Source organism: Thalassospira mesophila, assembly GCF_002115755.1.
GTDB lineage: Bacteria > Pseudomonadota > Alphaproteobacteria > Rhodospirillales > Thalassospiraceae > Thalassospira > Thalassospira mesophila.
The window spans coordinates 624,466-646,695 of the sequence record NZ_JFKA01000001.1 but is presented as its reverse complement, the minus strand read 5'-3'; the positions used below and the strand labels follow the sequence as shown (position 1 = coordinate 646,695).

The following is a 22,230-nucleotide window of genomic DNA, read 5'->3' as shown; positions in this document are numbered from 1 at the left end:
CAAACTTATAAAGATGCGTTAACGAAATCATTGGTTTTGGGCCAATGCTTCATCATCTGCTTGAATTTAACGCCGTTCTTTTGTGACATGGCACACCATTTCCGGTGACGGCATGGTTAAAACCCTTGCAACGCCCCTTAATCTGGCCAATTTTCATTCTTTCAATTCCATAACGAACTGCGAGTCCCTGATGGTTGCTTCCCAAAATGCCGCGAGCCCGTCCCCTGCTGCAAAAGCAAAATCCAATCCGTTCAAAACCACGTTGTTAACAGTGATGGCCGTCATGGCACTGGGATATATTGGCTACTGGTTCAGCCAAATGGTATTTTAACCCCGCGTTAGCCCGCGCTGCTTTTGCTGCCCGCCACCCTTAAAAAATGGTGCGGGCAGCCATATTCGCCGACCACCCTGCGCCTGCATTTTTTTCGTCGGCCTTGATCAAGCCCCATACACAGACATGCCCTGAGACGTATTATGGGGAAATTGCCAACACGCCTGCGCAACAAAGGGATCATCACATGCCGGAACTTCCCATTTCTGTTCAACGGTTTTTGGCCTTGCGGGCCGGCGGCGTTGCCCACACCAGCGGGCTTTTGGCCTGCATGGCCGGGGTACTGGTGGTGTGCGCCTGGCTTTTTGGCGGACCCATGATGACGGCGTGGGCATTTTTGGCCATTACCTTGCTGGTGCTGCTCGGTCCGATGGTGTCATCTGACATGGTCATGAAACTTCTGCGCGCAACGCCCGTATCGGGGCAAAACTATCCCGTCTTGCATGAAATGGCTGTGCTGTTGGCCAAGCGGGCCGGTTTGTCCTTTGTGCCGCGCCTGTATTTGTTGCCCGGCAAAGGGGTCAATGCCATTACCACCGGCAAGGAAGACACCACCATCATTGCCCTGTCGCAAGATGCCATCAACAGCCTGTCGCCCCGGCAATTGCGCGCAGTTCTGGCCCACGAAATCGCCCATGCCTGGCATAACGACACCCAGATCCTGATGATGACCGATATCCTCTATCGCGCCACATGGACGCTGGCGATGTTTGCGATGTTTGTCTTTATATTCGAGGCCGGAAGCCCGCCGATATGGCTGGTAATTGTGCTGGCAACCGCCCCCACCATCAGCTTTTTGCTACAACGTGCAGTCATCCGCGACCGTGAATTTGCCGCCGATCACGGGGCCAGCGACCTTTTGGGCGGCCCGGATGATTTGATTGATGCGCTGGGCCATATCGAACAAATCAACCGCCGCACCTTGCGCCTGATCCCCTATCGCAGCACCGAACCACCAGCCTTGCTCGATACCCATCCCTCCGTCACCACCCGGATTGAAGCCCTGCGTAATTTACCGCCCCCCTTTGCCGGCGGTTTTTTCAGTCAACCGCGCCCGTAATGCGTATAATCGCCGCCATGGCCCGCGCTTGCCTTATATCTACCGGGCGAAAACGGGAACCGGGCATTTACCTTTTACGTTCAAACACGTAAATCAAGGCTGGCTTTCCCGGTTTTATCGGGCTTTCTTGGGGCAAGCCCCCCTGAAACCAGCCCGTTTCGGGCGACAATTACGGCAAGGCTGCGCAAAAACCCGCGCCCTCACGCGAAAAAGGATATTTCATGCCCGATATCAGTATGCTCAGCGAACTGATCGCCGCCTTTGTCACCCTGTTCGTGATTGTCGATCCGGTGGGGCTGGTACCGGTTTTTCTGGTGCTGACACAAGATACCAGTGCGGCACATCGCCGTCGCATGGCGATCCGGGCCTGCATCACGTCGTTTCTGATCCTCACCGCGTTTGCCCTGCTGGGCGAAAAATTGCTGGGCATTTTTGGCATCCATATGCCCGCCTTTCGCATTTCCGGCGGCACCTTGCTGTTTTTAATCGCCCTTGAAATGCTGTTTGAACGGCGCGGCAAAAAACGCAACGAGCGTGCTGAACAGGTCCATCAGGAACTTGAACACGACGAAAACGCCGATGAACCCGAAAGCCACAGTGAAGCCCAAAGCAATGCCGCCCCTGCTGGCGCACCAACACACGCGCCCGCAATGACCGCGGCAGGCACCAATGCGCGCACAACGGGCAAAGCCACAGCAAACAAAGCGGGCCAAAGCCCCCTCGAGCATGATGACGAGCACGAAGATATTTCAATCTTCCCGATGTCGATCCCGTTTTTATCCGGTCCCGGCTCAATTGCGACGGTCATGCTTTTGATGGGGAAATATCAGGATAATATCGTGATGCAGACCGGCCTGATCGGCGTTGTCGCCCTGGTCATGGTCTGCGCGCTCACCATGTTCATGCTATCGGGTCTAGTCGCCAAACGCCTCAGCCCCACAGTCGCTACCGTCATCTCGCGCCTGCTCGGCATGATCCTTGCCGCCCTCGCCATCCAGTTCATTATTGATGGCATCAAGCAGGCATTTTTCTAAAGTGCCTGTTTGAATTCAGGAACCGATTGCCTCGATAATAACTTGCCCGTTTTGGCGTCCGCCAAGGTTACGAAGGATAACAACGGCATCATCCCTGACAATATAAATGATCACATGACTTTTATGACGATGGAGGCGAACCGGTGGCGTGAATTCCGTGCGTTCCTGACTGATTGTCGGAGCGGTGACGATTGACTGAAACGCATGTGTCAGATCGTCAATATAACTGTCGGCTTGGTGAACTGCCCAGGCCTCTGCCGTATCGCGCCAAACCTCATCAAGGTCATCGAGAGCCTTTTAGGGACCAGATGATAGTCTGTCGGCCTAACGGACGAGATGACGCTCCCGCATTTTTAATTTGAACGAAGTGGCGTCGAACTCTTGCGGATCTCCGCTTTGAACGCCCTCTGTAATTGCAGATTGCAGGAGCGTAATGGCATTTCGCCGTTCTGATCCTTTTTTATCAGATCCTGAACATAGTCACGGGTATTACTGTACGGACCGTCAAGGTCGTTCCGATCCAAAATCAGCTCTACTGTAACCGCTTCAATTTTAGATACCAAGCCGCCGCCACGCCCCAACAAAAAGGGAGAGCCAAAGCCCTCCCTTTTGTCGTCCCGTTTTACCGGGTGATCAGTCCCACCGCTTGGCCGCGCGCAGGATGGCTGCGGTGTCGATCTGGTAATGGTTATACAGATCGATGCTGTCGCCGCATTGACCAAACGCATTTATTCCCAATGGGGCGACCGCATGGCCGCGCACCGAGCCCAGCCACGCAAGGGCCGCCGGGTGGCCGTCGATCACGGTGACCATGCGGGCATCTCGAGCCAATGGTTTGAGCAGGTTTTCAATATGGGCCATATCGTCGTTATTGCTGGCGTTTTTGCCCGTTTTGCCTTCCAGCCGGGCACGTTCCATGTCCTGCCATTCGTTATATAAACGATCAGTGGAAGTCACGACCAAAAGGCCCAGTCCCGGATGGTCGTCTTTAAGCTGTTCCCACGCGGCAATGGCTTCGGGTGCCATCGCCCCGCAATAGGCCAGCACCATTTTGCAATTTTCACCCGGTTCGCGCATCCAGTATCCGCCGCGCACAATGTCGGCTTTGGTGGCGTCATCCAGCTCGCGGTCGGGCTGGTTTACAGGTTTGGTCGACAGGCGCAAATAAACCGATCCGCCGTCCTTATCCTGCATATGGTTAAACGACCAGCCCATCACAGCGGCCACTTCATCGCCAAAACTGGGCTCGAAACTGGTCAGGCCCGGCTGGCCCATGCCAATCATCGGCGTGCCAATCGATTGATGCGCGCCACCTTCGGGGGCCAGCGTAATGCCGCTAGGTGTGGCCACCACCATAAAGCGCGCATCCTGATAACAGGCGTAATTTAGTGCATCGAGGCCACGGGCAATGAACGGGTCATATAATGTGCCAATGGGAAACAGGCGCTGGCCAAACAGGCTGTGCGACAGGCCAAGGGCGGCCAGATTAAGGAACAGATTGTTTTCGGCAATGCCCAGTTCCACATGCTGGCCTTTTGGCGTGCGGATCCATTTTTGCGCCGAGGGCACTTTGCGATCACGAAATTCATCGGCCAGATTTTCGCGGGCAAAAAGACCGCGCTGGTTAACAAACCCGCCAAGGTTGGTCGATACCGTCACATCGGGGGAGGTGGTGACAATGCGGTCGGCAAAGGCGCTGTTTTTGGATTTCGCCAGTTCATTCAGGATCTTGCCAAACACTTCCTGGGTGCTGCTGGTCGCTGTCCGCTGATAGGGCATTTCAGGCACGGTAATAATTTCGGCAAACTTCTGGCGCGGCTGGCGGTCGTTAAACGGGGCGGCGTCAACAAAGGCACGCAAATCATCGGCGGCACATTCCAGCCCCGCCGTCATGTCCCATTCATCACCCTCGGCAATGTTATTGGCCGCTCGGAAACCTTCCATTTGCGGAATATTCATCAGGCCTGCATGGTTGTCCTTGTGGCCTTGAAGCGGCAGACCATAGCCCTTGACGGTATAGGCAATAAACACGGTCGGTTTATCGTTGGGCACATTTTCAAAGGCGTTTAAAATCGCCTCCATGCAATGCCCGCCCAGATTGGTCATTAAATCATGCAGGGCATCATCGTCATAATCGGCCAGCAAGCTGGCAAGGGCGTTATCACCTGGCATATCGGCCAAAATCTGTTTACGCCAGGCGGCACCGCCCTGAAAGGTCAGGGCGGAATAAACATCATTGGGCGATTCATTAAGCCACTTTTTAAGCGATTTTCCACCGGGCCGGGCAAAGGCCTCGTGCAGTTTACGACCATATTTAATCGTAATCACGTTCCAGCCAACCGCACGGAAAAACCGGCCAATCACCCGAAACAGATGGGCATCGATCATGCCATCAAGGCTTTGGCGATTATAATCGATCACCCACCAGACATTGCGAATGTCATGCTTCCAGGTATCAAGCAGGGCCTCGTAAATATTGCCTTCATCAAGCTCGGCATCACCGACCAGGGCGACCATCCGGCCCGGTTTTTGCCCCTTGGGCAGCATGTTTTTATAACGCAAATAATCCTGGGTTAAGGCGGCAAAGTTGGTTACCGCTGCGCCGAGCCCGACCGACCCGGTTGAAAAATCCACCACATCGCCATCTTTGGTCCGTGACGGATAAGACTGTGCCCCGCCAAAGGCCCGGAAATTTTCCAGCTTTTCGCGCGACTGGCGACCAAACATATAATTAATCGCATGAAATACCGGCGATGCGTGCGGCTTTACCGCGATGCGGTCTTGCGGGCGCAATACATTGAAATAAAGGGCGGTCATAAGGGTGCTAAGTGATGCACAACTGGCCTGATGCCCGCCCACCTTGATGCCGTCACGCTTGGGACGAATATGGTTGGCATGGTGAATGGTCCAACTTGACAGCCAGCGCACTTTTTTTTCCACCTCGCCCAGCATTTTCAGCTCTTTTGCCGAAACGCAAGTGCCTGCCGTGGCTTCAATAATCTCGCCGTTCATGGTGGTGTCGCTGTCTGCTGCCAATTTCATTCTCCCGCTGCATCATCACGGCTCATCCGGCTTTCGGTGACCGCCTATATTTTGGTACTTGAATACGTATTTCTAAAACCCGGGCGCGACAGGCAAGCGATTTTGGCAAATTTCGCAGAACCAGCGACAGTTTTGAAAATTCTTCGGTCATCCCGCGCAAGATTTGCCAATTTTATCGCACGGCAATTTTGCGAAAATGCCCTTGCCTGTGCCGTTAAAAGCGATTCGCGCCTTATATCCGTAACGTCCGCTCTGTTACTGCCCGCCCCGCCCTGCTTGCCTGTTTTTGCCCGGTATGGCCGGAGTTCGCCAGACATGCCCGCCAAACTTGCCCGCACAACATTATGCCCACCATTGCCGTTCTTAAAATCTGGCCGCCACATCGGGGCATAAACGCAATCAATTGATTTCACCGCCTATCTATGCGAATGGATAGGGTTCCTCTACTGGCATGAATGATAAAAATGAAACGCCCTGCCCTGACTGTGTTTTGCGCTGCTGTTTATCTTGCCATTGTGGTGGCGGGCATGGCGGCAACCCGTTCGCAGGCCCAACAAACACATCAGCCCCGCCAGCAACCTGATGGGCAAGCTATCTCTGCGCGCTTGCCGGTTGATATCAATTCGGACTTCTGCCAGGGCCGCCAGACATGGGAAGAGTTTTCCGAATATCATGTTGAATTGCTGCGTCTTGCGCTGACTTACAGCAATAGCGGCATCGTCATAAAACCGGTCTGCATGGATTACCCGACAGAAAAACGTCGCATCGCCCTGCTACAAGCGGGCGATGAAACCAATATCGTTTTTTTCGGCACCACACCCGAGCGCGAACACCAGTTGCGTGCAGTGCATTTTCCCATTTTTCTGGGCACAACCGGCCTGCGCCTGTTTATGACCCTGCCTGATGTTTCTTCGCGCCTTAACCAAATTTCCTCGCTGGAAGATTTGCGCCAATTCAGTTTTGGCCAAGGACTTGGCTGGCCCGATGGCGCCATCTTGCAAGAAAACGGCCTGACGGTTGTGGATGGACGATACCTGACCCTGCATGCCATGCTCGCCCGGGGCCGGTTTGACCTGTATCCACGCGCCTATTGGCAAATCCGCAATGAATATGACTGGATGCACACCGCCGAACCCTCGCTTGTGATCAATAACCGGGTTGCGCTTTATTACCCGCAACCGATTTACTTTTTTGTCAGCCCCGACCAAGCGCAATTGCATGATGCGATTTTGATCGGGCTGAAACGCGCGTGGAAAGACGGGGCGGTTATGGCCCTGTTGCGCAAAAACCGCGAAACCGGCCCGTCCTTTCGCAATATAGACCCGACCAGCCTGCATTTGATCCATTTACCAAAAATCGAACAAACCACAGAAACCGACGATGCAATGCAAAAATACGGGCTGGTTGACGGCAGCAATTTCACCACCAAACCAGCCCCTGCCAGTCGCAAAAACCAGCCGCCATCCTGAACAATTTTCCAGAATGGCGGCGGCTCAAATTTATTCGGCAGCCATCTTCACAGCCGTACCATCCAGCGCATTTTCCAGATCAGCCAGAATATCATCAACACATTCCAGCCCGGCAGAAATGCGGATCAAGCCATCGGCAATCTGGTATTTCGCCCGTTCTTCGGGGCTATAGGTGGAATGCGTCATCGAGGCGGGATGCTGGATCAGGGTTTCGGCATCGCCAAGGCTGACGGCACGCGCGATCATTTGCAGGCTGTTCATCATTTTACGGCCAGCCTCGATCCCGCCTTTAAGTTCAAACGCGATCATGCCGCCAAAACGGGCCATTTGTTTTTTGGCCAAATCATGCTGGGGAAAGCTGGCAAGCCCGGGGTAATAAACCGTTTCGATCTGCGGGTGTGCGTCAAGAAACGCAGCAATTTTTTCGGCATTGTCGCAATGGCGTTCCATGCGCAATTCCAGCGTTTTTAACCCGCGCAACACCAGATTGGCATCTTGCGGCGACAAAACCGCCCCGGTCATGTCCTTTAGCCCGATCAGGCGAATGTCTTTTAAATCTTCGGCCGCGCCAATAATGGCACCGGCCATTAAATCACCGTGCCCACCTAAATATTTGGTTGCCGAATGCACCACAATATCGGCCCCCATTTCCAGCGGGCGCTGCAAATACGGGGTGCAATAGGTGTTATCGACCACCACTTTGGCCCCGTGTTTATGGGCAATATCGGCAATTGCCTGCACATCCACCAAGCGCATATTGGGGTTGGCCGGGGTTTCAAAATAAACCACCTTGGTATTATCAGAAATCACCGCTTCAAGGTTTTTCGGGTCCGACAAATCGACATGGGTGTGTTTAACCCCAAACCGTTCCAGCCCGTGGCGGAAATAGGCAAAGGTGCAACCATATAATGTGCGGTCCACAATCACTTCGTCGCCCGGCGAAATCAACGTCCAGAAAACCGAGGTAATCGCCCCCATGCCCGATGCCGTGGCAATCGCGGTTTCGCCGCCTTCAAGGATGGCAAGGCGATCTTCCAGCAAACTCAGCGTCGGGTTGCCGATACGCGAATAAATATACCCGCCTTCGTCGCCTGCAAACCGGCGACCGCCCTGCTCGGCGGTTTCAAAGGCGAAGGTCGAGCTCATATAAACCGGCTGATTCAACGCGCCGTTATGGCTGGCGGGGTTATAGCCATGATGAATGGCGCGGGTGGCAAAACCGGCTTTGGCAGCATGACTGGCATGGTTTGACGAAGACATAAGGGCACTCCCGTTTTTTAAACTGTTATGCATTCATCATCGCAACTGCCGTGCCAGTTTCGGGTTTTGTTTAAATTCAATGTCTTATGAATATTGGTCGAAAACCATGTGTATCGAAAAGTTTACACATCGGCGACCCGATATCGCAGAAACACTTGTCTTTTGCAAAAACAGCGCCTTATATGTGTATTAAATTCTTTACACTGTAAATTAAAGTGTCCACATGCGTTTTGAAATCACCGGCGAAAATCGGCTTGGCATAACCCGCGATGTTGTGGATGCCTTGACATCACGCGGGCTCGATATTCGGGCGTTTGAGGTCACCCCGCATCATATCTATGCCGATATCCCCGCCATTGGCCCCGATGATTTTGCCGAACTGGCACGCTGCCTGATGCGGGTTCCCGGCATTCGCAATGCCCAGCCAATTGACCATTTACCCACCGAACGCCGCCGCGCCCAGCTTCATGCCACATTGGCCGCCATGGGCGACCCGGTAATTGCGGTAAATGCCAATGGCCTGATTGCACAGGTCAACCCTGCTGCGCAAAAAATCGCCGGTACATCCAAACAGCCGCTGCGTGATTTGCCCCTTGCCAGCATTTTAACCGAACCCGATATCGCAACCCTGCGCCACGCCGGATTTTCACAAAGCGAACGCGAGGTTACGCTGGGCGGGCAAACCTATCTGTTGCAGGTCGAACCGATTGGCCGGGTCGAGGATGGCAGCCCGGTGCATGATACCGGCCCCCGCGAGGATGATGCCCCGTGGGGCGGGGTTTTAATTTTTCATCGTGCGGCGCGATTGGGCCGGGTCATTACCGCCCTTCAGGATCATAACCAGACCGAATTTGCTGACATTATCGGCGACAGCCGCGCGCTGGCGCGGGTTAAAACCCAGGCGCAACGTCTGGCGATTGTCGACGCACCCCTGCTTATTCTGGGCGAAACCGGCACCGGCAAGGAACTGTTTGCACGCGCCTGCCACCGGGCCAGCAAACGCCACGACCAACCGTTTTTGGCCCTTAACTGTGCTGCCCTGCCCGAGGGACTGGCCGAAAGCGAACTGTTTGGCTATGCCGCTGGCGCCTTTACCAGTGCGCGGCGTGGCGGCAAACCGGGGCTTTTGGAACTGGCCGATGGTGGCAGCCTGTTTTTAGACGAAATTGGCGAACTATCGCCCTATTTACAGGCAAAATTGCTGCGCGTTTTGCAAGACGGCCGCTTTCGCCGCGTCGGCGGAACCGACGAAATTTCGGTTGATGTTCGCATCATCAGTGCCACCAACCGCGACCTTGAAGCCATGTCACAAACCGGCAGCTTTCGCGAAGATTTATATTTCCGCCTGAACGTTCTTTCCATCACCTTGCCGCCCTTGCGCGAACGGCGCGAAGATATCGATGCCCTCGCCGATTATTTTGTCGCCCGCGCCGCCCGCCAAACCGAACGCCCCTGCCCCAAAATCGCCCGCGATGCCCTGCAATGGCTTGTCACCCGCGACTGGAAAGGCAATGTCCGCGAGCTTGAAAACACCCTGTTTCGCGCCGTTGCCCTGCTAGATGGCGATGTTTTGGCCGCCTCCGACCTGCAATCGGCCTATGGCCCGCATTCTGCATCGCGCGCGGCGCAAACCGGGACCGCGCCCGAACCTTCACCGCCACAACTCGCAAACACCGCGCCATCATCTGCCAATGTTGCGCAACCCGGGTTCGAAAATACGCTTATTGATCAGGCGTTATTATGTGGAAATCACGGCATAGCGATGGATATGCTGGAAAAAAACCTGCTTGAACGGCTTTACCCCGATTACCCAAGTTCGCGCAAACTCGCCGCGCGGCTGGGCCTGTCGCACACGGCGGTGGCCAACAAGCTGCGCAAATATGGTATTGGCGCCTAAACCCGCGCCAGACCATAACAAGGTGAAGTTTCACCACACCGCGCTCAACCCCAACGTGATTCCTTGCCTGAACGATTGCGCTGCGGCATGATCAGCCTAACTCATAAGGGCAATCCCACCAAACGCCCCCCTCATCGGACAATGGAGAACCACCATGCTTAAAGGCAAACATGCACTTGTAACCGGCTCGACCAGCGGGATCGGCCTTGCGATGGCAAAGGCCCTTGCCGGGCAGGGTGCCAATGTCATGCTGAACGGGTTTGGCGATGCGGACGAGATTGAGCAGATCCGCCTGGGCCTTGAAAGCGAATTTGGCGTTAAGGTGCTTTATAGCGGTGCGGACCTTTCCAAGCCCGACCAGATTGAAGAAATGATGAAAATGGCCGCCAGCGATTTTGGTGGTGTGGATATTTTAATCAACAATGCCGGCATTCAATACACCGCCCTGGTCGAAGATTTCCCGGTTGAAAAATGGGATGCGATTATTGCGATTAACCTGTCCTCGGCCTATCACACCACCCGGCTGGCCCTGCCGCATATGAAAAAGCAAAACTGGGGCCGGGTGATCAATACCGCGTCGGCCCATGGCCTTGTCGCATCGCCGCAAAAGGCCGCCTATGTTGCCGCCAAGCACGGCATTGTCGGCTTTACCAAGGTTGTCGCCCTTGAAACCGCCGAAACCGGCATTACCGCCAATTCAATCTGCCCGGGCTGGGTCCGCACCGAACTGGTGGAAAAACAGATCAAGGCCCGTGCCGAGGAAAACAATATTTCGGTCGAAGAAGCCGCCAAAGACCTGGTATCGGACAAACACCCGTCTAAAACCTTCGTCACCCCCGAACAAATCGGCCAGACGGCGGTTTTCCTGTGTTCGCCTGCGGCAGACCAGATGACAGGCACCAGCCTGTCGGTGGATGGCGGCTGGACGGCACAGTAAATTTGCCGGTGATGACACCGATTGGTTTCACATCACGTAATTTCCCTTGAATGCCACCGATCTGTTACATATGATCACGTTTGGGTTTATGTAACAGATCGGTGGCGCCATGATCATCCGAACAGCAGATGATTTGCGACATGCCGTGCGCACCCTGCGCAAGCAGCACGGCCTTAGTCAGACCGAAGCGGCCCAGTTGATCGGCCATAGCCGTAAATGGCTATCGTCGCTCGAAACCGGGGCCAGCCAGCCCCCTGTCGATATGGTGATTGACCTTCTGATTTTGCTGGGCGCACCGATGCAGGTTGCACTACCGGGCGAGAATGGCACATCAAACCGGACTGAAACATCCATCCCGGCCCCTGATCTTCTTGATATAGACGAGGGGCTGTAACATGGCGCGTGTTGCGACGGTCCTTTTGCATGATGCCATTATTGGCGACCTTGCCGCCGAAACCGATGGTCGCCTGAAATTTCGCTATTGTGCCGATTTCATTGCCCGGCATCAGGCAGCAGTGCCTAATTGCCATTCCCTGTCGCTCTCTCTGCCCATCCCCGCCACATATGATGAGAAATTCTGGTTTAACGACAGCCAATGCGGCCCGTTTTTTGCGGGTTTGCTGCCTGATAACAAACAAACCCGCCGCCGCCTGGCGCAAATTATCGGCAACGATACCCCGCTTGATGTAAATGATGAGTTCGGGATGCTGTTTGCACTCGGCCGCGATTGCCCCGGTGCCATTTCGCTGGTCGCGCCGGATAACAACCCCGATGATTATGATCCCTTTCATCCGCAATATCGCATTTTGTCCGAAGCCGAACTGGCACAGCATATTCGCGAACTGCCCATTCGCCCGCTTTTTGTCGATGACGACGGTGAAGTCCGCATTTCATTGGCGGGCGTCCATGACAAAGCCGTGGTCATTCGGGTGGGTAACGACATTGCCCTGCCCCACGGACGCACACCCAGTTCGCACATTTTAAAGCCCGATATTCGCGGGTTACCAGACTCAATCCGGGTCGAACATTTCTGCCTGGAAGTCGCCCGCTCAATCGGCCTTGTTACACCCAGGTCGCGCATTTTACAGGCCGAAGACCAGACCTTCATGTTATTGGCCCGTTATGACCGTGCCTTACACGAAAAATCTGGCAACCGTTATTTAACCCGCATTCACCAGGAAGATTTTTGTCAGGCAACCGGCCATTTCCCCGACCAGAAATATGAACGTGATGGCGGTCCCGGCTGGCAAACCCTGTTCTCGACGTTACGTTACAGTAGCAACCCGGCAAATGACCGGCTGGAACTTTTACGGCGCGCGATCTTTCAATATCTCGTCGGCAACCCCGATGCACATGCCAAAAATTACAGTCTGCTGTGGCAGGATAACGCCGTAAGGCTGGCCCCGCTTTACGATGTCAACAATGCCAAGGCCTTTAGCGCCTTTTACAAAGAACAACGCATCAAGCTGGCAATGGCCATTGGCGGCGAACGCAATCCGGAACAGCTAACCGAAAAACATTGGGTGCAATTTGGCAAAGATGTCGCTGTCAGCCCCGAACTTGTGCTTGGCGAATTACACACCATGCGTGCCAAAATGCGCAACACGGCCCAAGCCGTTCGTAACCAGTTGGCACACAGCCTTGCCGATACCCCGCTACTGGACCTTGCCCTGCAAGATATTCACAGTCGCTGTTAATCAGGCGCAAACGACACCGTTCGGTTTCATTTCCAGCTTACAGTATTTAATGTAACCCTTCAGTATCATTATCCCAAATGCCGCCCCAAATGCTCCACCAGCATTCTAACCTTGGACGATAAATGCCGGTTGGCGGGGTATAGCGCCCAAATGCCTTCGTCCGAGGGTTGATAGCGGGTTAAAATCGGCACCAGCTCACCGCTGGTAATATGCGGATCCACGTAAAAATCGGGCAATTGCACAATGCCGATCCCCTTGCGTGCCGCATCTAGCAAGGCCTGTCCGCTATTGGCGGTGATGCTGCCATGAATGCGAATGGTGCGTTCGCGGCCTTCTTCCTCGAACCGCCAGTAATCCAGCGTGCCGGGCAGGCAGTTGTGGCGTGAAAGCTCCGACAGGCTGTGCGGTTCGCCGCGCTTTGCCAGATAGTCCGGTGCGGCACAGACATAAAGCCTGCGCGACGACAAACGCTGGCTCATAATCGCACTCGGCGTGCCGTCCAGCCGACCAAGGCGGATCGACAGATCAAACCCTTCCAGAATCAGATCCAGTTTCTGGTTGGTAAAACGGCATTGCACTTCAAGATCAGGATAGCGGGCAACAAAATCATTGATCAGTGGCGCAATCACCGTTTCGCCGTAGGTGGTTGGCGCTGTCAGCTTCAATTTACCGCGCGGGGTATCTTGCAAGGTGCTGATCGCGCGCTCGGCATCGTCCAGCCCGTCGCGCATCTGGCGGCAGTGCTGGTAATAAATCCGCCCGGCTTCGGTCAGGGTCACCTTGCGCGTGGTACGATAAAACAGTTTGCTGCCCAGGCGGGTTTCAAGCGCCGTTATCTGGCGGCTGACATGGGCGATTGAAACGCCAAGCTGCGTTGCCGCCCCGGTAAAACTTTGGCATTCCGCCACCGCAATACATTCGCTGATCCCGTCCCACGCATTCATTATTACCACACTGTAAAAGTAATTTGCATAATTACCGGATTATCAAATTATCAGAAACAAATAAACTTTCCTTCATATCTTTGCATCCATCCATGCATTCTCGTTCGTCTGAAAAGGATCTGTCATGACTGCACAAACCATCACCTGCAAAGCCGCCATTGCCTGGGAAGCCGGCAAACCGTTATCGGTTGAGGAAGTTCAGGTTGCCCCGCCCAAAGCAGGCGAAGTGCGCATCAAACTGACCGCGACCGGCGTTTGCCACACCGATGCCTTCACCCTTTCGGGCGATGATCCCGAAGGGATTTTCCCCGCCATTCTCGGCCATGAAGGCGGCGGCGTTGTTGAATCGATTGGTGAAGGTGTGACCAGCGTCATGGTCGGCGACCATGTTATTCCGCTTTACACGCCGGAATGCGGCGAATGCAAATTTTGCAAATCGGGCAAAACCAACCTGTGCAGCAAAATCCGCGAAACCCAGGGCAAGGGCCTGATGCCCGATGGCACCACCCGCTTTTCGCAAAATGGCAAGCCGATTTTCCATTATATGGGTTGCTCGACCTTTTCTGAATACACCGTTTTGCCGGAAATTTCGGTCGCCAAGGTTAACAAATCGGCCCCGCTGGAGGAAGTTTGCCTGCTGGGTTGCGGTGTCACCACCGGCATGGGGGCGGCCACCAATGCCGCCAAAGTAAAAAAGGGCGATACCGTTGCCATCTTTGGTCTGGGCGGCATTGGCCTGTCGGCCATCATTGGCTGCCAGATGGCCGGTGCAGAACGCATCCTTGCCATCGACATTAACGAAAAGAAGTTCGACCTTGCCAAACAGCTCGGTGCCACCGATTGCATCAACCCCAAAAACTTCGACAAACCGATCCAGCAAGTGATTGTCGATATGACCGATGGCGGGGTTGATTACAGCTTTGAATGTATTGGCAATGTCAACATCATGCGTTCAGCGCTGGAATGCTGCCACAAGGGCTGGGGTGAATCCGTGATCATTGGCGTTGCCGGGGCCGGGCAGGAAATTTCCACCCGCCCGTTCCAGCTGGTCACCGGTCGCGTCTGGCGTGGCACGGCGTTTGGCGGGGTTAAAGGCCGGTCCGAACTGCCGAACTATGTCGAACGTTATCTGGCGGGTGAATTTAAACTGTCAGACTTCATCACCCACACCATGCCGCTGGAAGACATCAACCATGCCTTCCATCTGATGCATGAAGGCGAAAGCATTCGCAGCGTCATCCATTATGCACCGGCAGCCAAATAACCTGCCGCAATATTCCGGGCCGGAAGCATTTTTCCGGCCCGAACGCATGACAGGAGGATGATATGAGCATCGAAAACATTTCCAGCGCCAAAAGTTTCGGCGGCTGGCACAAACAATACAGCCACCGGTCTTCGGTTCTGGGCTGCGATATGCGCTTTGCCATTTACCTGCCGCCCCAGGCGGGCAATGGCACCACCGTGCCGGTGATGTACTGGCTTTCGGGTCTGACCTGCAGCGACGAAAACTTCATGCAAAAGGCGGGCGCCCACCGCCTTGCCGCCGAACTGGGCATTGCTATTGTCGCCCCCGACACCAGCCCGCGCGGCGACCATGTGCCCGATGACGAAAACGAAGCCTATGATTTTGGCAAAGGAGCCGGTTTTTACGTTAACGCCACCCAGGAACCGTGGCGGCAAAACTACCGCATGTATGATTATATCCTGGCCGAGCTTCCCGCCCTGATCGGCGAACATTTCCCGGTTAATGACAACGCCGTTATTTCCGGCCATTCGATGGGGGGGCATGGTGCGCTGATGATGGCGCTGCGCAACCCCGGAAAGTTCCGCTCCGTCACCGCCTTTTCGCCGATATGCAATCCGGTCAATGCACCATGGGGGCAAAAGGCGTTTGAAAATTATCTGGGCCCCAAACAGGCCGACTGGGCAGATTATGACAGCGCGATCCTGATGAGTGCCGCCCAGCCTACCGGCTTCACCCCGGCTTTGGTCGACCAAGGCGATGCCGATGGCTTCCTCAAAGACCAGCTCAAACCCGAAACGCTGGAACAAGCGGCCAAAAACACCGGCTATCCGCTAACGCTGCGGATGCAGGAAGGCTATGATCACAGCTATTATTTCATCGCCAGCTTCATCGAAGATCATATGCGGTTTCATGCGAAGCATCTGGGGCTGTAAGCCTTTACACCAACGCTGATCCGTTAAGGCCGGGCGGCCATGTGCTGCCCGGCTTTTTTACGCCTTCTCTATCGGGTCGTAACTTCGCGCTTCAATCGCGTCGGCCACGTCATCCGCCATTTTCAGGGTGTGAATGATCAGCGGCACCGAAAGTGCGATCATATTACGGTCCAGCCCGCGGGCCTTTTGCGCTTCACGCACTTCGCTGGCGACCGATGCAATCACCGGAATAAACCGCAACACCAGCGAAAAAGCCAAACCAACCTTTTCCGGGTTCACGCCCACCACTCGCAGCGGCGTCATAGCGCGTTCCAATGCTGCCAGCATTACCGACACACGGGTGGTGAGTGTAACCAGCCCGGCAAACAGCACCACCGATGCCAGTCGCGTCACCACCACCAGCCCCGCCTGCCAGTCGTTTAGCCATAATTGCACAGCAAAAAACGCCGCCAGCAACCAAAGCAGCGGTTTGATTTGCGCCCATAAAACACGTGGTGAAAAACGCGCGATGCCATAAAGGGCCGTCACCCCGGCCAAAACCGCCAACAATATCCGCCAGTCATTGATCAGGAAAACCACCGTCCCGACAATCACCAATGCCAGCACCTTCACCCCCGCAGGCACACGGTGAAGCGGCGAAGAACGATCCTGATAAAGCCCGTTGGCAAGGCTCATGTCATTAAATCCACATAGCGTGGCAAAGCGTTTTGCGGTGTGTCGTCTATGGCGATTTTGCCTTGATCCACCACCAGAATGCGGTCATAGCCAGCCAGTAAATCCAGATCATGCGACACAGTAATTACTTGTTGGTCCAGCGCCTCAATTGCCTTGGCAACACGGTTACGGTTACGCAAATCAAGCAAGGTTGTCGGCTCGTCAAACACAACGCAGCGCGGCTCCATGATCAGCACGCCCGAAATCGCCAAAAGCTGCTTTTGCCCGCCGCTGAGCTGATGGCTGGGATGCGTGCGATAATCACCCATGTCATAGCGCGCTAACACCGCATCAATGCGGGCATCAATTTCGGCCTTGGGCAGTTTCAGGGGTTTAAGCCCAAAGGCCAGATCTTCCTCGACCACGGGAAAAACAATCTGGTTATCGGGGTTTTGAAACACAAAGCCGATACGCGCACGCACCTGGCGACCGTCTTTCGCGGTATCAAACCCGTCAACGGTTACGCGGCCCGATGTTGGCAACAATAACCCGTTTAACAGGCGCGCCAGCGTGCTTTTGCCCGATCCATTGGCACCAACAATGCCTATCCGGCGCTGGGTCAGCGACAGGGAAATATCATCCAGCACGCAGCGCGTCCCAAAACGCACGCTGACATTTTGCAATTCAATCATCGTTCACAACCGTTATGTCCCGCGCAGCAAAAAACCGCCTGCGTCATATCATGCAGGCGGCCCCTATTAGATCATGCAAATCAGGCGTGCGAAACCAACGGATAAGCCCGGCGCACCGCAAGGGCAGCCCCGGTTGCAACAAAAACCTTCAACGCATCACCGACCAAAAACGGGAGCGAGCCCACTGTGGCCTTCCAATAGGAAATATCCACCGCCACCGCGACCCAGGCATTACCCAGCCCATAAAGCACCACAATACCGCCAAAGGCGATGATGGCAGCGGTGTTAACCACATTTAACCGGTTCCAGAATTTTTCGATCAGGAAACCAATGATAAAAGCCGAAATCGCCCAGCCGATCATGAACCCGCCGGTCGGCCCCAGAAATACGCCAAATCCGCCACGCCCCCCGGCCAAAAGCGGCAAACCAAGCGCAACCAGCACCAAAAACAGCACAACAGAAAGTGCGCCACGGCGCGCGCCCAAAATGGCACCGGCCAACATGGGGGCCAATGACTGCGCTGTAATCGGAACCCCTGTGATTGGCAGGGTAAAGGGCGGGAACAGCCCCAAAACCGCCATCAGGGCTGCAAACAAGGCAACATAAACAATATCTTTGGTGTTCATTCTGGTCCCTCTGATCCGGTTTTCACCGCAATATTCCCGACGGCATTTTGGGCCGCTCCAATGCGAAACATGCACCCTTCCATGTTCGTTCGGGGCCCGCAAGAGCGCAAGGGATAGCCGCAAACCCCACTGGTTCCAAGAAAAATTGACACGGCCAACCCTCAGACAACAACAGTGAACATCGCCGCATTTCGACGTATCGCCGTTTTATTCTGGCATATGCTGCTGGCACGGGTGCCCGCTTTTTAACGGACAATCACTTGATATTTTTGCCAAATATAATCCGGCCCAATCACCGGTTCCGGTCACCGGGATTTGGCATGCACGATCGACAAAACAAACACCCGGCCATTGCTGGCCGGGTGTTGCTGAACTCCCATCATCTGCGATTTGTATTTTTGTATGTCACGCAGCAGATTGACGGAGCCCCCCTGATTCGATGATAAAGTTTTTCACTTCTTCAAGGCCTTCCATCGCCTTGAGATTGGTGAAAACAAAGGGCCGTTCGCCTCGCATTTTGCGCGCATCGCGGTCCATAACCCCCAGATCCGCGCCCACCAAAGGGGCAAGATCGGTTTTATTAATGATCAAAAGGTCGGACCGGGTAATACCCGGGCCGCCCTTACGCGGAATTTTATCGCCCGCCGACACATCAATTACGTAAATCGTAATATCGGCCAGTTCGGGCGAAAACGTCGCCGACAGGTTATCGCCACCCGATTCAATAAAAATCGCCTCAAGCCCCGGATGTTTCGCCGTCATGTCTTCGACCGCGGCTAAATTAATTGAGGCATCTTCGCGAATGGCGGTATGCGGGCAGCCCCCGGTTTCCACCCCGGCAATGCGGTCTGCCGCAAGGGCACCGGACCGGGTCATGAACTCGGCATCTTCGCGGGTGTAAATATCGTTGGTGATCGCGGCGATGTTAAATTCATCGCGCATCGCCTTGCACAACCGTTCCAGCAATGCGGTTTTACCAGAGCCAACAGGCCCGCCAATACCAATACGAAGCGGTGACGTCATGATCGGAACAACCTTGTATATTGGGTTTCGTGTTTCATCGATGTCCAGTCGATCAGCGGGGCACAGGCGCCAATATCGTCCGGGTCGGTTTCCATCGCCTTTATAACCGCCAACTCCACCGCCCCCTCAAGGGCAGCAATGGCGCGAATGCCATCGGTTTGGCCCAGCGGCACCAATCGCACGGCAGCAGATACCAGATTGGCCCCCATCGCATGGAAAAACGCGGTTAACGCACTACGTAAATCAATATCTGCCCCCGCCGCCGCAATCGCCACTGCGACCGAATACGACGGTAGCCGGTCATCATCGCGCATAGAAGCCGCCCAGCTTGCCAATAACGCATCATCCCAAACCTGGGTTAAGGTCGAAACAAATGCCCGCCCCTGTGCTGTCGCCTCCAGCGCCATTTCAGCAGTGCCCCGGCGGCAATCGGCATCAATACCAATCGCGATCAGCCCCTCAAGATCACGGTTGCGTGCAGCTTCATAGGCCTGACAAAACAACACCCCGTCAATGCGCCCGGCACCAAAGGCCAACACGCCTTCAACCCAGGTAATGACACTGTCGCATTTTTTAACCCGGCCATCCTCGATTGCAAATTCAACCCCGTGCGAATAGCTATAGGCCCCAACCGGAAAAGACGGCCCCAGCCATGTCATCAAGCGCATTAATCCAGCGGGATTCAAGTTTGACGCCTGTGCGCGATCAATGGTCATGATCACCCCCGGCGGTGTGGTGATGGCTATGCGCGTGACTGTGCGCGTCAGCATCAGCATGAGCATGGGAATGCACACTGTGAGAATGAACAGCGGCAGTCACTTTTCCCTCATTGCCCGCATCACCCTGATCGGCATCGGCAAAAAAATCGTGGTCGTGGCCGTGATGGTGGCCGTTTTCATGGGCATTGCCGCCCAGCGCGTGATAGGCCCCGCGTTCGGGGTCAAACGGGGCGATTTCGGCATCAACAACGCCGCCAAGGCCGACAATCATGTCGCGCAAAACATGGTCATCAACAATGCGCAAACGCCCGTCTTTAAGCACCTGCATCGGCGTATGGCGATTGCCAATGTGCCATGCCATCCGCGCCGCCGCAATTGGCCCGGCACAGGTAATGGTCAAAACCGGCTCATCGGCAGCGCGCACCACAATCACCCCGCCATCGGCCAGTTTCAAATGGTCGCCATCGCCCAAACGCACAGCATGGGGCAGATCCAGCAAAAAGGCATCGCCCACGTCATCATACAGGCGAATGCGCCGCCGGTGCCGGTCGGCAAAGGCCATCGTCACCGTGCCGCGCATTTCGGCGGCATGGCTTTGCCCAACGGGAATATGTTCAATGGCGCGCCGCATCACTATGCCCCTTAAAACAGGAAATAACGCTGTGCCATTGGCACTTCGGTGGCGGGTTGGCAGGTTAAATGCACGCCATCGGCATGAACCTGATAGGTTTCCGGATCGACCTCTATTTTCGGCAAGGTATTGTTTAGTTTCATGTCCTTTTTGCCGATATTGCGCGTATTTGACACTGCCAGAAGCTGACGTTGCAGGCCAAATTCGCTGGCAATCCCGGCATCAATCCCGGCCTGGGAAACAAAGGTAAAGCATGACTTGGTCAGCGCCCCGCCAAAGGCACCGAACATGGGCCGGTAATGTACCGGCTGCGGGGTGGGGATAGAGGCATTCGGGTCACCCATCGCCGCCCCCATGATCATGCCGCCCTTCAAAATCATATCGGGTTTCACGCCAAAAAACATCGGCTTCCACACCACCAGATCGGCGATTTTACCCACCTCGATCGATCCCACATGGCTGGCAATGCCCTGGGCAATCGCAGGATTAATGGTGTATTTGGCGATATAGCGTTTGGCGCGGAAATTATCGTTTCCTGCCCCGTCTTCGGGCAAATTACCGCGCTGTTTTTTCATTTTATCGGCCGTTTGCCAGGTCCGGCAAATCACCTCGCCCACCCGGCCCATGGCCTGGCTGTCCGACGAAATAATCGAAAACGCGCCCAGATCATGCAAAATGTCTTCAGCCGCAATGGTTTCGCGGCGAATACGGCTTTCGGCAAAGGCGACATCTTCGGGAATTTTCGGATCCAGATGATGGCAAACCATCAACATGTCCAAATGTTCGTCGATGGTATTAACCGTAAAGGGCCGGGTCGGGTTGGTGGAGCTGGGCAAAACATTGGCTTCGCCGCACAGCTTGATAATATCGGGTGCATGGCCACCCCCCGCCCCTTCGGTATGAAAGGTATGAATAGTGCGCCCCTTAAACGCCGCCCGGCTATGTTCGACAAAGCCACTTTCATTAAGCGTATCGGTATGGATCATCACCTGCACGTCAAGGTCATCGGCAACCGACAGGCAGGCATCAATCGTGGCCGGGGTCGTGCCCCAGTCTTCATGCAGTTTAAGGCCGCATACACCTGCTTTAACCTGTTCAATCAGCGCGGCTGGCAGGGTGGCATTGCCCTTGCCAAAATAACCGACATTAACCGGTAACCCGTCGGCCGCCTGCAACATTCGGGCAATGTGCCACGGGCCGGGCGTGCAGGTGGTGGCGTTGGTACCTGCCGCCGGGCCAGTGCCGCCACCCAACATGGTGGTTACGCCAGAATACAGGGCTTCGTCCGCCTGTTGCGGGCAAATCCAGTGAATGTGGGCGTCAACCCCGCCTGCGGTGATAATATTTCCTTCACCGGCAATCACTTCGGTGCCGGGGCCGATAATAATATCGACATTGGGCTGAATGTCGGGGTTGCCTGCCTTGCCAATCGCGGCAATGCGGCCATCGCGCAGGCCAATATCGGCTTTTACAATGCCCCAGTAATCCAAAATCAGCGCATTGGTGATAACGGTATCAACGGCCCCCTCGGCGCGCGACGCCTGCGACTGGCCCATACCATCGCGAATCACCTTGCCACCGCCAAATTTGACTTCTTCGCCGTAAGTGGTGAAGTCTTTTTCAACTTCAATGATCAGGTCGGTATCGGCAAGGCGCACCTTGTCGCCCACGGTCGGGCCAAACATGGCAGCATAGGACGGGCGATCAATTTCATAGGCCATGTTCAGTCCCCCAATGCGCCGTTAATTTTGCCATTAAAGCCGTAAACCACACGCTTGCCTGCATATTTGACCAGGTTGACTTCGCGGGTCTGGCCCGGTTCAAACCGCACCGCACTGCCCGCAGGCACATCAAGGCGATAGCCACGCGCGGCTTCGCGGTCAAAATCAAGGCCGGGGTTGGTTTCGTAAAAATGATAATGCGAGCCCACCTGCACCGGGCGGTCGCCGGTGTTTGACACCGTGATGGTCAGGGTTTCGCGACCTTCATTCAGGATCAAGGTGCCAGGAGCCGTGATAATTTCACCGGGAATCATA

At 55.0% G+C, this 22,230-nt stretch carries 21 protein-coding genes and 1 pseudogene; 10 read left to right on the top strand and 12 right to left on the bottom strand.

The features are described from left to right. Positions 1-112 precede the first annotated feature (112 nt). The 3 genes from TMES_RS02995 (at position 113) to TMES_RS02985 (ending at position 2,425) form a co-directional block, all read left to right on the top strand. Positions 113-331 (top strand): hypothetical protein, encoded by a 219-nt coding sequence (locus TMES_RS02995; RefSeq protein ID WP_085579241.1) that lies wholly within the window; start codon positions 113-115, stop codon positions 329-331. A 187-nt stretch (positions 332-518) separates the two neighbouring features. Beyond that, positions 519-1,391 carry a M48 family metalloprotease gene (locus tag TMES_RS02990; protein ID WP_085579239.1) on the top strand — a complete coding sequence of 291 codons (873 nt, stop codon included), beginning with the start codon at positions 519-521 and terminating at the stop codon, positions 1,389-1,391. A 221-nt stretch (positions 1,392-1,612) separates the two neighbouring features. Beyond that, positions 1,613-2,425, top strand: a complete 813-nt coding sequence (locus TMES_RS02985) for a MarC family protein (RefSeq protein WP_245835182.1) — start codon at positions 1,613-1,615, stop codon at positions 2,423-2,425. Positions 2,426-2,440: 15 nt separating this feature from the next. Here the strand turns inward: TMES_RS02985 and TMES_RS23450 are convergent. Both TMES_RS23450 and TMES_RS02970 read right to left on the bottom strand, forming a co-directional pair. After that, positions 2,441-2,710, bottom strand: a pseudogene (locus tag TMES_RS23450) (type II toxin-antitoxin system RelE/ParE family toxin); the annotation flags it as partial. A 348-nt stretch (positions 2,711-3,058) separates the two neighbouring features. Continuing rightward, on the bottom strand, positions 3,059-5,437 hold the full coding sequence (locus TMES_RS02970; protein WP_425444041.1) for a transketolase: 2,379 nt from the start codon (positions 5,435-5,437) through the stop codon (positions 3,059-3,061). A 494-nt stretch (positions 5,438-5,931) separates the two neighbouring features. On the opposite strand from TMES_RS02970, the gene TMES_RS02960 reads away from it, so the two are divergent. Next, positions 5,932-6,936: a hypothetical protein gene (locus TMES_RS02960; protein ID WP_143589509.1), complete on the top strand. Its 1,005-nt coding sequence runs from the start codon at positions 5,932-5,934 to the stop codon at positions 6,934-6,936. A gap of 30 nt (positions 6,937-6,966) precedes the next feature. Here TMES_RS02960 and TMES_RS02955 read toward each other — a convergent pair whose 3' ends face one another. Continuing rightward, positions 6,967-8,196 carry a methionine gamma-lyase gene (locus tag TMES_RS02955; RefSeq protein WP_085579230.1) on the bottom strand — a complete coding sequence of 410 codons (1,230 nt, stop codon included), beginning with the start codon at positions 8,194-8,196 and terminating at the stop codon, positions 6,967-6,969. A gap of 223 nt (positions 8,197-8,419) precedes the next feature. Between TMES_RS02955 and TMES_RS02950 the strand changes: the two genes are divergently transcribed. The 4 genes from TMES_RS02950 (at position 8,420) to TMES_RS02935 (ending at position 12,727) form a co-directional block, all read left to right on the top strand. Further along, entirely contained in the window at positions 8,420-10,093 is a 1,674-nt protein-coding gene (locus TMES_RS02950) for a sigma 54-interacting transcriptional regulator (protein ID WP_085579228.1), read from the top strand. A 154-nt stretch (positions 10,094-10,247) separates the two neighbouring features. Further along, positions 10,248-11,030: a 3-hydroxybutyrate dehydrogenase gene (locus tag TMES_RS02945; protein WP_085579226.1), complete on the top strand. Its 783-nt coding sequence runs from the start codon at positions 10,248-10,250 to the stop codon at positions 11,028-11,030. Between the two features lie 109 nt (positions 11,031-11,139). Continuing rightward, entirely contained in the window at positions 11,140-11,424 is a 285-nt protein-coding gene (locus tag TMES_RS02940) for a helix-turn-helix transcriptional regulator (RefSeq protein ID WP_085579224.1), read from the top strand. Position 11,425: 1 nt separating this feature from the next. Beyond that, the gene (locus TMES_RS02935; RefSeq protein WP_085579222.1) at positions 11,426-12,727 is read left to right on the top strand and encodes a type II toxin-antitoxin system HipA family toxin; all 1,302 of its coding nucleotides are present in this window, start codon (positions 11,426-11,428) and stop codon (positions 12,725-12,727) included. Positions 12,728-12,795: 68 nt separating this feature from the next. On the opposite strand, the gene TMES_RS02930 is transcribed toward TMES_RS02935, so the two are convergent. Beyond that, on the bottom strand, positions 12,796-13,671 hold the full coding sequence (locus TMES_RS02930; RefSeq protein ID WP_085579220.1) for a LysR family transcriptional regulator: 876 nt from the start codon (positions 13,669-13,671) through the stop codon (positions 12,796-12,798). 139 nt (positions 13,672-13,810) lie between these two features. Between TMES_RS02930 and TMES_RS02925 the strand changes: the two genes are divergently transcribed. Then, positions 13,811-14,935 carry an S-(hydroxymethyl)glutathione dehydrogenase/class III alcohol dehydrogenase gene (locus TMES_RS02925; RefSeq protein WP_211275861.1) on the top strand — a complete coding sequence of 375 codons (1,125 nt, stop codon included), beginning with the start codon at positions 13,811-13,813 and terminating at the stop codon, positions 14,933-14,935. 62 nt (positions 14,936-14,997) lie between these two features. After that, positions 14,998-15,849, top strand: coding sequence for an S-formylglutathione hydrolase (gene fghA / locus TMES_RS02920; RefSeq protein WP_085579216.1), 852 nt, complete (start codon positions 14,998-15,000; stop codon positions 15,847-15,849). A 57-nt stretch (positions 15,850-15,906) separates the two neighbouring features. Here the strand turns inward: fghA and TMES_RS02915 are convergent, their stop codons facing one another. The 8 genes from TMES_RS02915 to TMES_RS02880 all read right to left on the bottom strand — a co-directional run bounded on the left by TMES_RS02915 (position 15,907) and on the right by TMES_RS02880 (position 22,229). After that, positions 15,907-16,524, bottom strand: a complete 618-nt coding sequence (locus tag TMES_RS02915; protein ID WP_085579214.1) for an energy-coupling factor transporter transmembrane component T family protein — start codon at positions 16,522-16,524, stop codon at positions 15,907-15,909. Next, the gene (locus TMES_RS02910) at positions 16,521-17,195 is read right to left on the bottom strand and encodes an energy-coupling factor ABC transporter ATP-binding protein (protein ID WP_085579212.1); all 675 of its coding nucleotides are present in this window, start codon (positions 17,193-17,195) and stop codon (positions 16,521-16,523) included. Before TMES_RS02910 ends, TMES_RS02915 begins: the two co-directional genes overlap by 4 nt. 80 nt (positions 17,196-17,275) lie before the next feature. Beyond that, a complete protein-coding gene (locus tag TMES_RS02905) occupies positions 17,276-17,821 on the bottom strand; it encodes a biotin transporter BioY (protein ID WP_085579210.1) in 546 nt (181 codons plus the stop codon). Between the two features lie 405 nt (positions 17,822-18,226). Then, on the bottom strand, positions 18,227-18,844 hold the full coding sequence (gene ureG, locus TMES_RS02900; RefSeq protein WP_085579208.1) for an urease accessory protein UreG: 618 nt from the start codon (positions 18,842-18,844) through the stop codon (positions 18,227-18,229). Beyond that, on the bottom strand, positions 18,841-19,560 hold the full coding sequence (locus tag TMES_RS02895) for an urease accessory protein UreF (RefSeq protein WP_085579206.1): 720 nt from the start codon (positions 19,558-19,560) through the stop codon (positions 18,841-18,843). Before TMES_RS02895 ends, ureG begins: the two co-directional genes overlap by 4 nt. Then, complete coding sequence (locus TMES_RS02890) at positions 19,550-20,194, bottom strand: urease accessory protein UreE (RefSeq protein ID WP_085579204.1); 645 nt, start codon at positions 20,192-20,194, stop codon at positions 19,550-19,552. The genes TMES_RS02895 and TMES_RS02890 overlap by 11 nt, the downstream gene beginning before the upstream one ends. An 11-nt stretch (positions 20,195-20,205) precedes the next feature. After that, a complete protein-coding gene (gene ureC / locus TMES_RS02885) occupies positions 20,206-21,915 on the bottom strand; it encodes an urease subunit alpha (RefSeq protein ID WP_085579202.1) in 1,710 nt (569 codons plus the stop codon). Between the two features lie 2 nt (positions 21,916-21,917). Then, entirely contained in the window at positions 21,918-22,229 is a 312-nt protein-coding gene (locus TMES_RS02880) for an urease subunit beta (RefSeq protein WP_085579200.1), read from the bottom strand. Position 22,230 lies beyond the last annotated feature (1 nt).

Coding starts and splice junctions, on each gene's coding strand:
- TMES_RS02995 (WP_085579241.1), top strand. CDS start 113: ATGGTTAAAACCCTTGCAACGCCCCTTAATCTGGCCAATTTTCATTCT.
- TMES_RS02990 (WP_085579239.1), top strand. CDS start 519: ATGCCGGAACTTCCCATTTCTGTTCAACGGTTTTTGGCCTTGCGGGCC.
- TMES_RS02985 (WP_245835182.1), top strand. CDS start 1,613: ATGCCCGATATCAGTATGCTCAGCGAACTGATCGCCGCCTTTGTCACC.
- TMES_RS02970 (WP_425444041.1), bottom strand. CDS start 5,437: ATGAACGGCGAGATTATTGAAGCCACGGCAGGCACTTGCGTTTCGGCA.
- TMES_RS02960 (WP_143589509.1), top strand. CDS start 5,932: ATGAAACGCCCTGCCCTGACTGTGTTTTGCGCTGCTGTTTATCTTGCC.
- TMES_RS02955 (WP_085579230.1), bottom strand. CDS start 8,196: ATGTCTTCGTCAAACCATGCCAGTCATGCTGCCAAAGCCGGTTTTGCC.
- TMES_RS02950 (WP_085579228.1), top strand. CDS start 8,420: ATGCGTTTTGAAATCACCGGCGAAAATCGGCTTGGCATAACCCGCGAT.
- TMES_RS02945 (WP_085579226.1), top strand. CDS start 10,248: ATGCTTAAAGGCAAACATGCACTTGTAACCGGCTCGACCAGCGGGATC.
- TMES_RS02940 (WP_085579224.1), top strand. CDS start 11,140: ATGATCATCCGAACAGCAGATGATTTGCGACATGCCGTGCGCACCCTG.
- TMES_RS02935 (WP_085579222.1), top strand. CDS start 11,426: ATGGCGCGTGTTGCGACGGTCCTTTTGCATGATGCCATTATTGGCGAC.
- TMES_RS02930 (WP_085579220.1), bottom strand. CDS start 13,671: ATGAATGCGTGGGACGGGATCAGCGAATGTATTGCGGTGGCGGAATGC.
- fghA (WP_085579216.1), top strand. CDS start 14,998: ATGAGCATCGAAAACATTTCCAGCGCCAAAAGTTTCGGCGGCTGGCAC.
- TMES_RS02915 (WP_085579214.1), bottom strand. CDS start 16,524: ATGAGCCTTGCCAACGGGCTTTATCAGGATCGTTCTTCGCCGCTTCAC.
- TMES_RS02910 (WP_085579212.1), bottom strand. CDS start 17,195: ATGATTGAATTGCAAAATGTCAGCGTGCGTTTTGGGACGCGCTGCGTG.
- TMES_RS02905 (WP_085579210.1), bottom strand. CDS start 17,821: ATGAACACCAAAGATATTGTTTATGTTGCCTTGTTTGCAGCCCTGATG.
- ureG (WP_085579208.1), bottom strand. CDS start 18,844: ATGACGTCACCGCTTCGTATTGGTATTGGCGGGCCTGTTGGCTCTGGT.
- TMES_RS02895 (WP_085579206.1), bottom strand. CDS start 19,560: ATGACCATTGATCGCGCACAGGCGTCAAACTTGAATCCCGCTGGATTA.
- TMES_RS02890 (WP_085579204.1), bottom strand. CDS start 20,194: ATGCGGCGCGCCATTGAACATATTCCCGTTGGGCAAAGCCATGCCGCC.
- ureC (WP_085579202.1), bottom strand. CDS start 21,915: ATGGCCTATGAAATTGATCGCCCGTCCTATGCTGCCATGTTTGGCCCG.
- TMES_RS02880 (WP_085579200.1), bottom strand. CDS start 22,229: ATGATTCCCGGTGAAATTATCACGGCTCCTGGCACCTTGATCCTGAAT.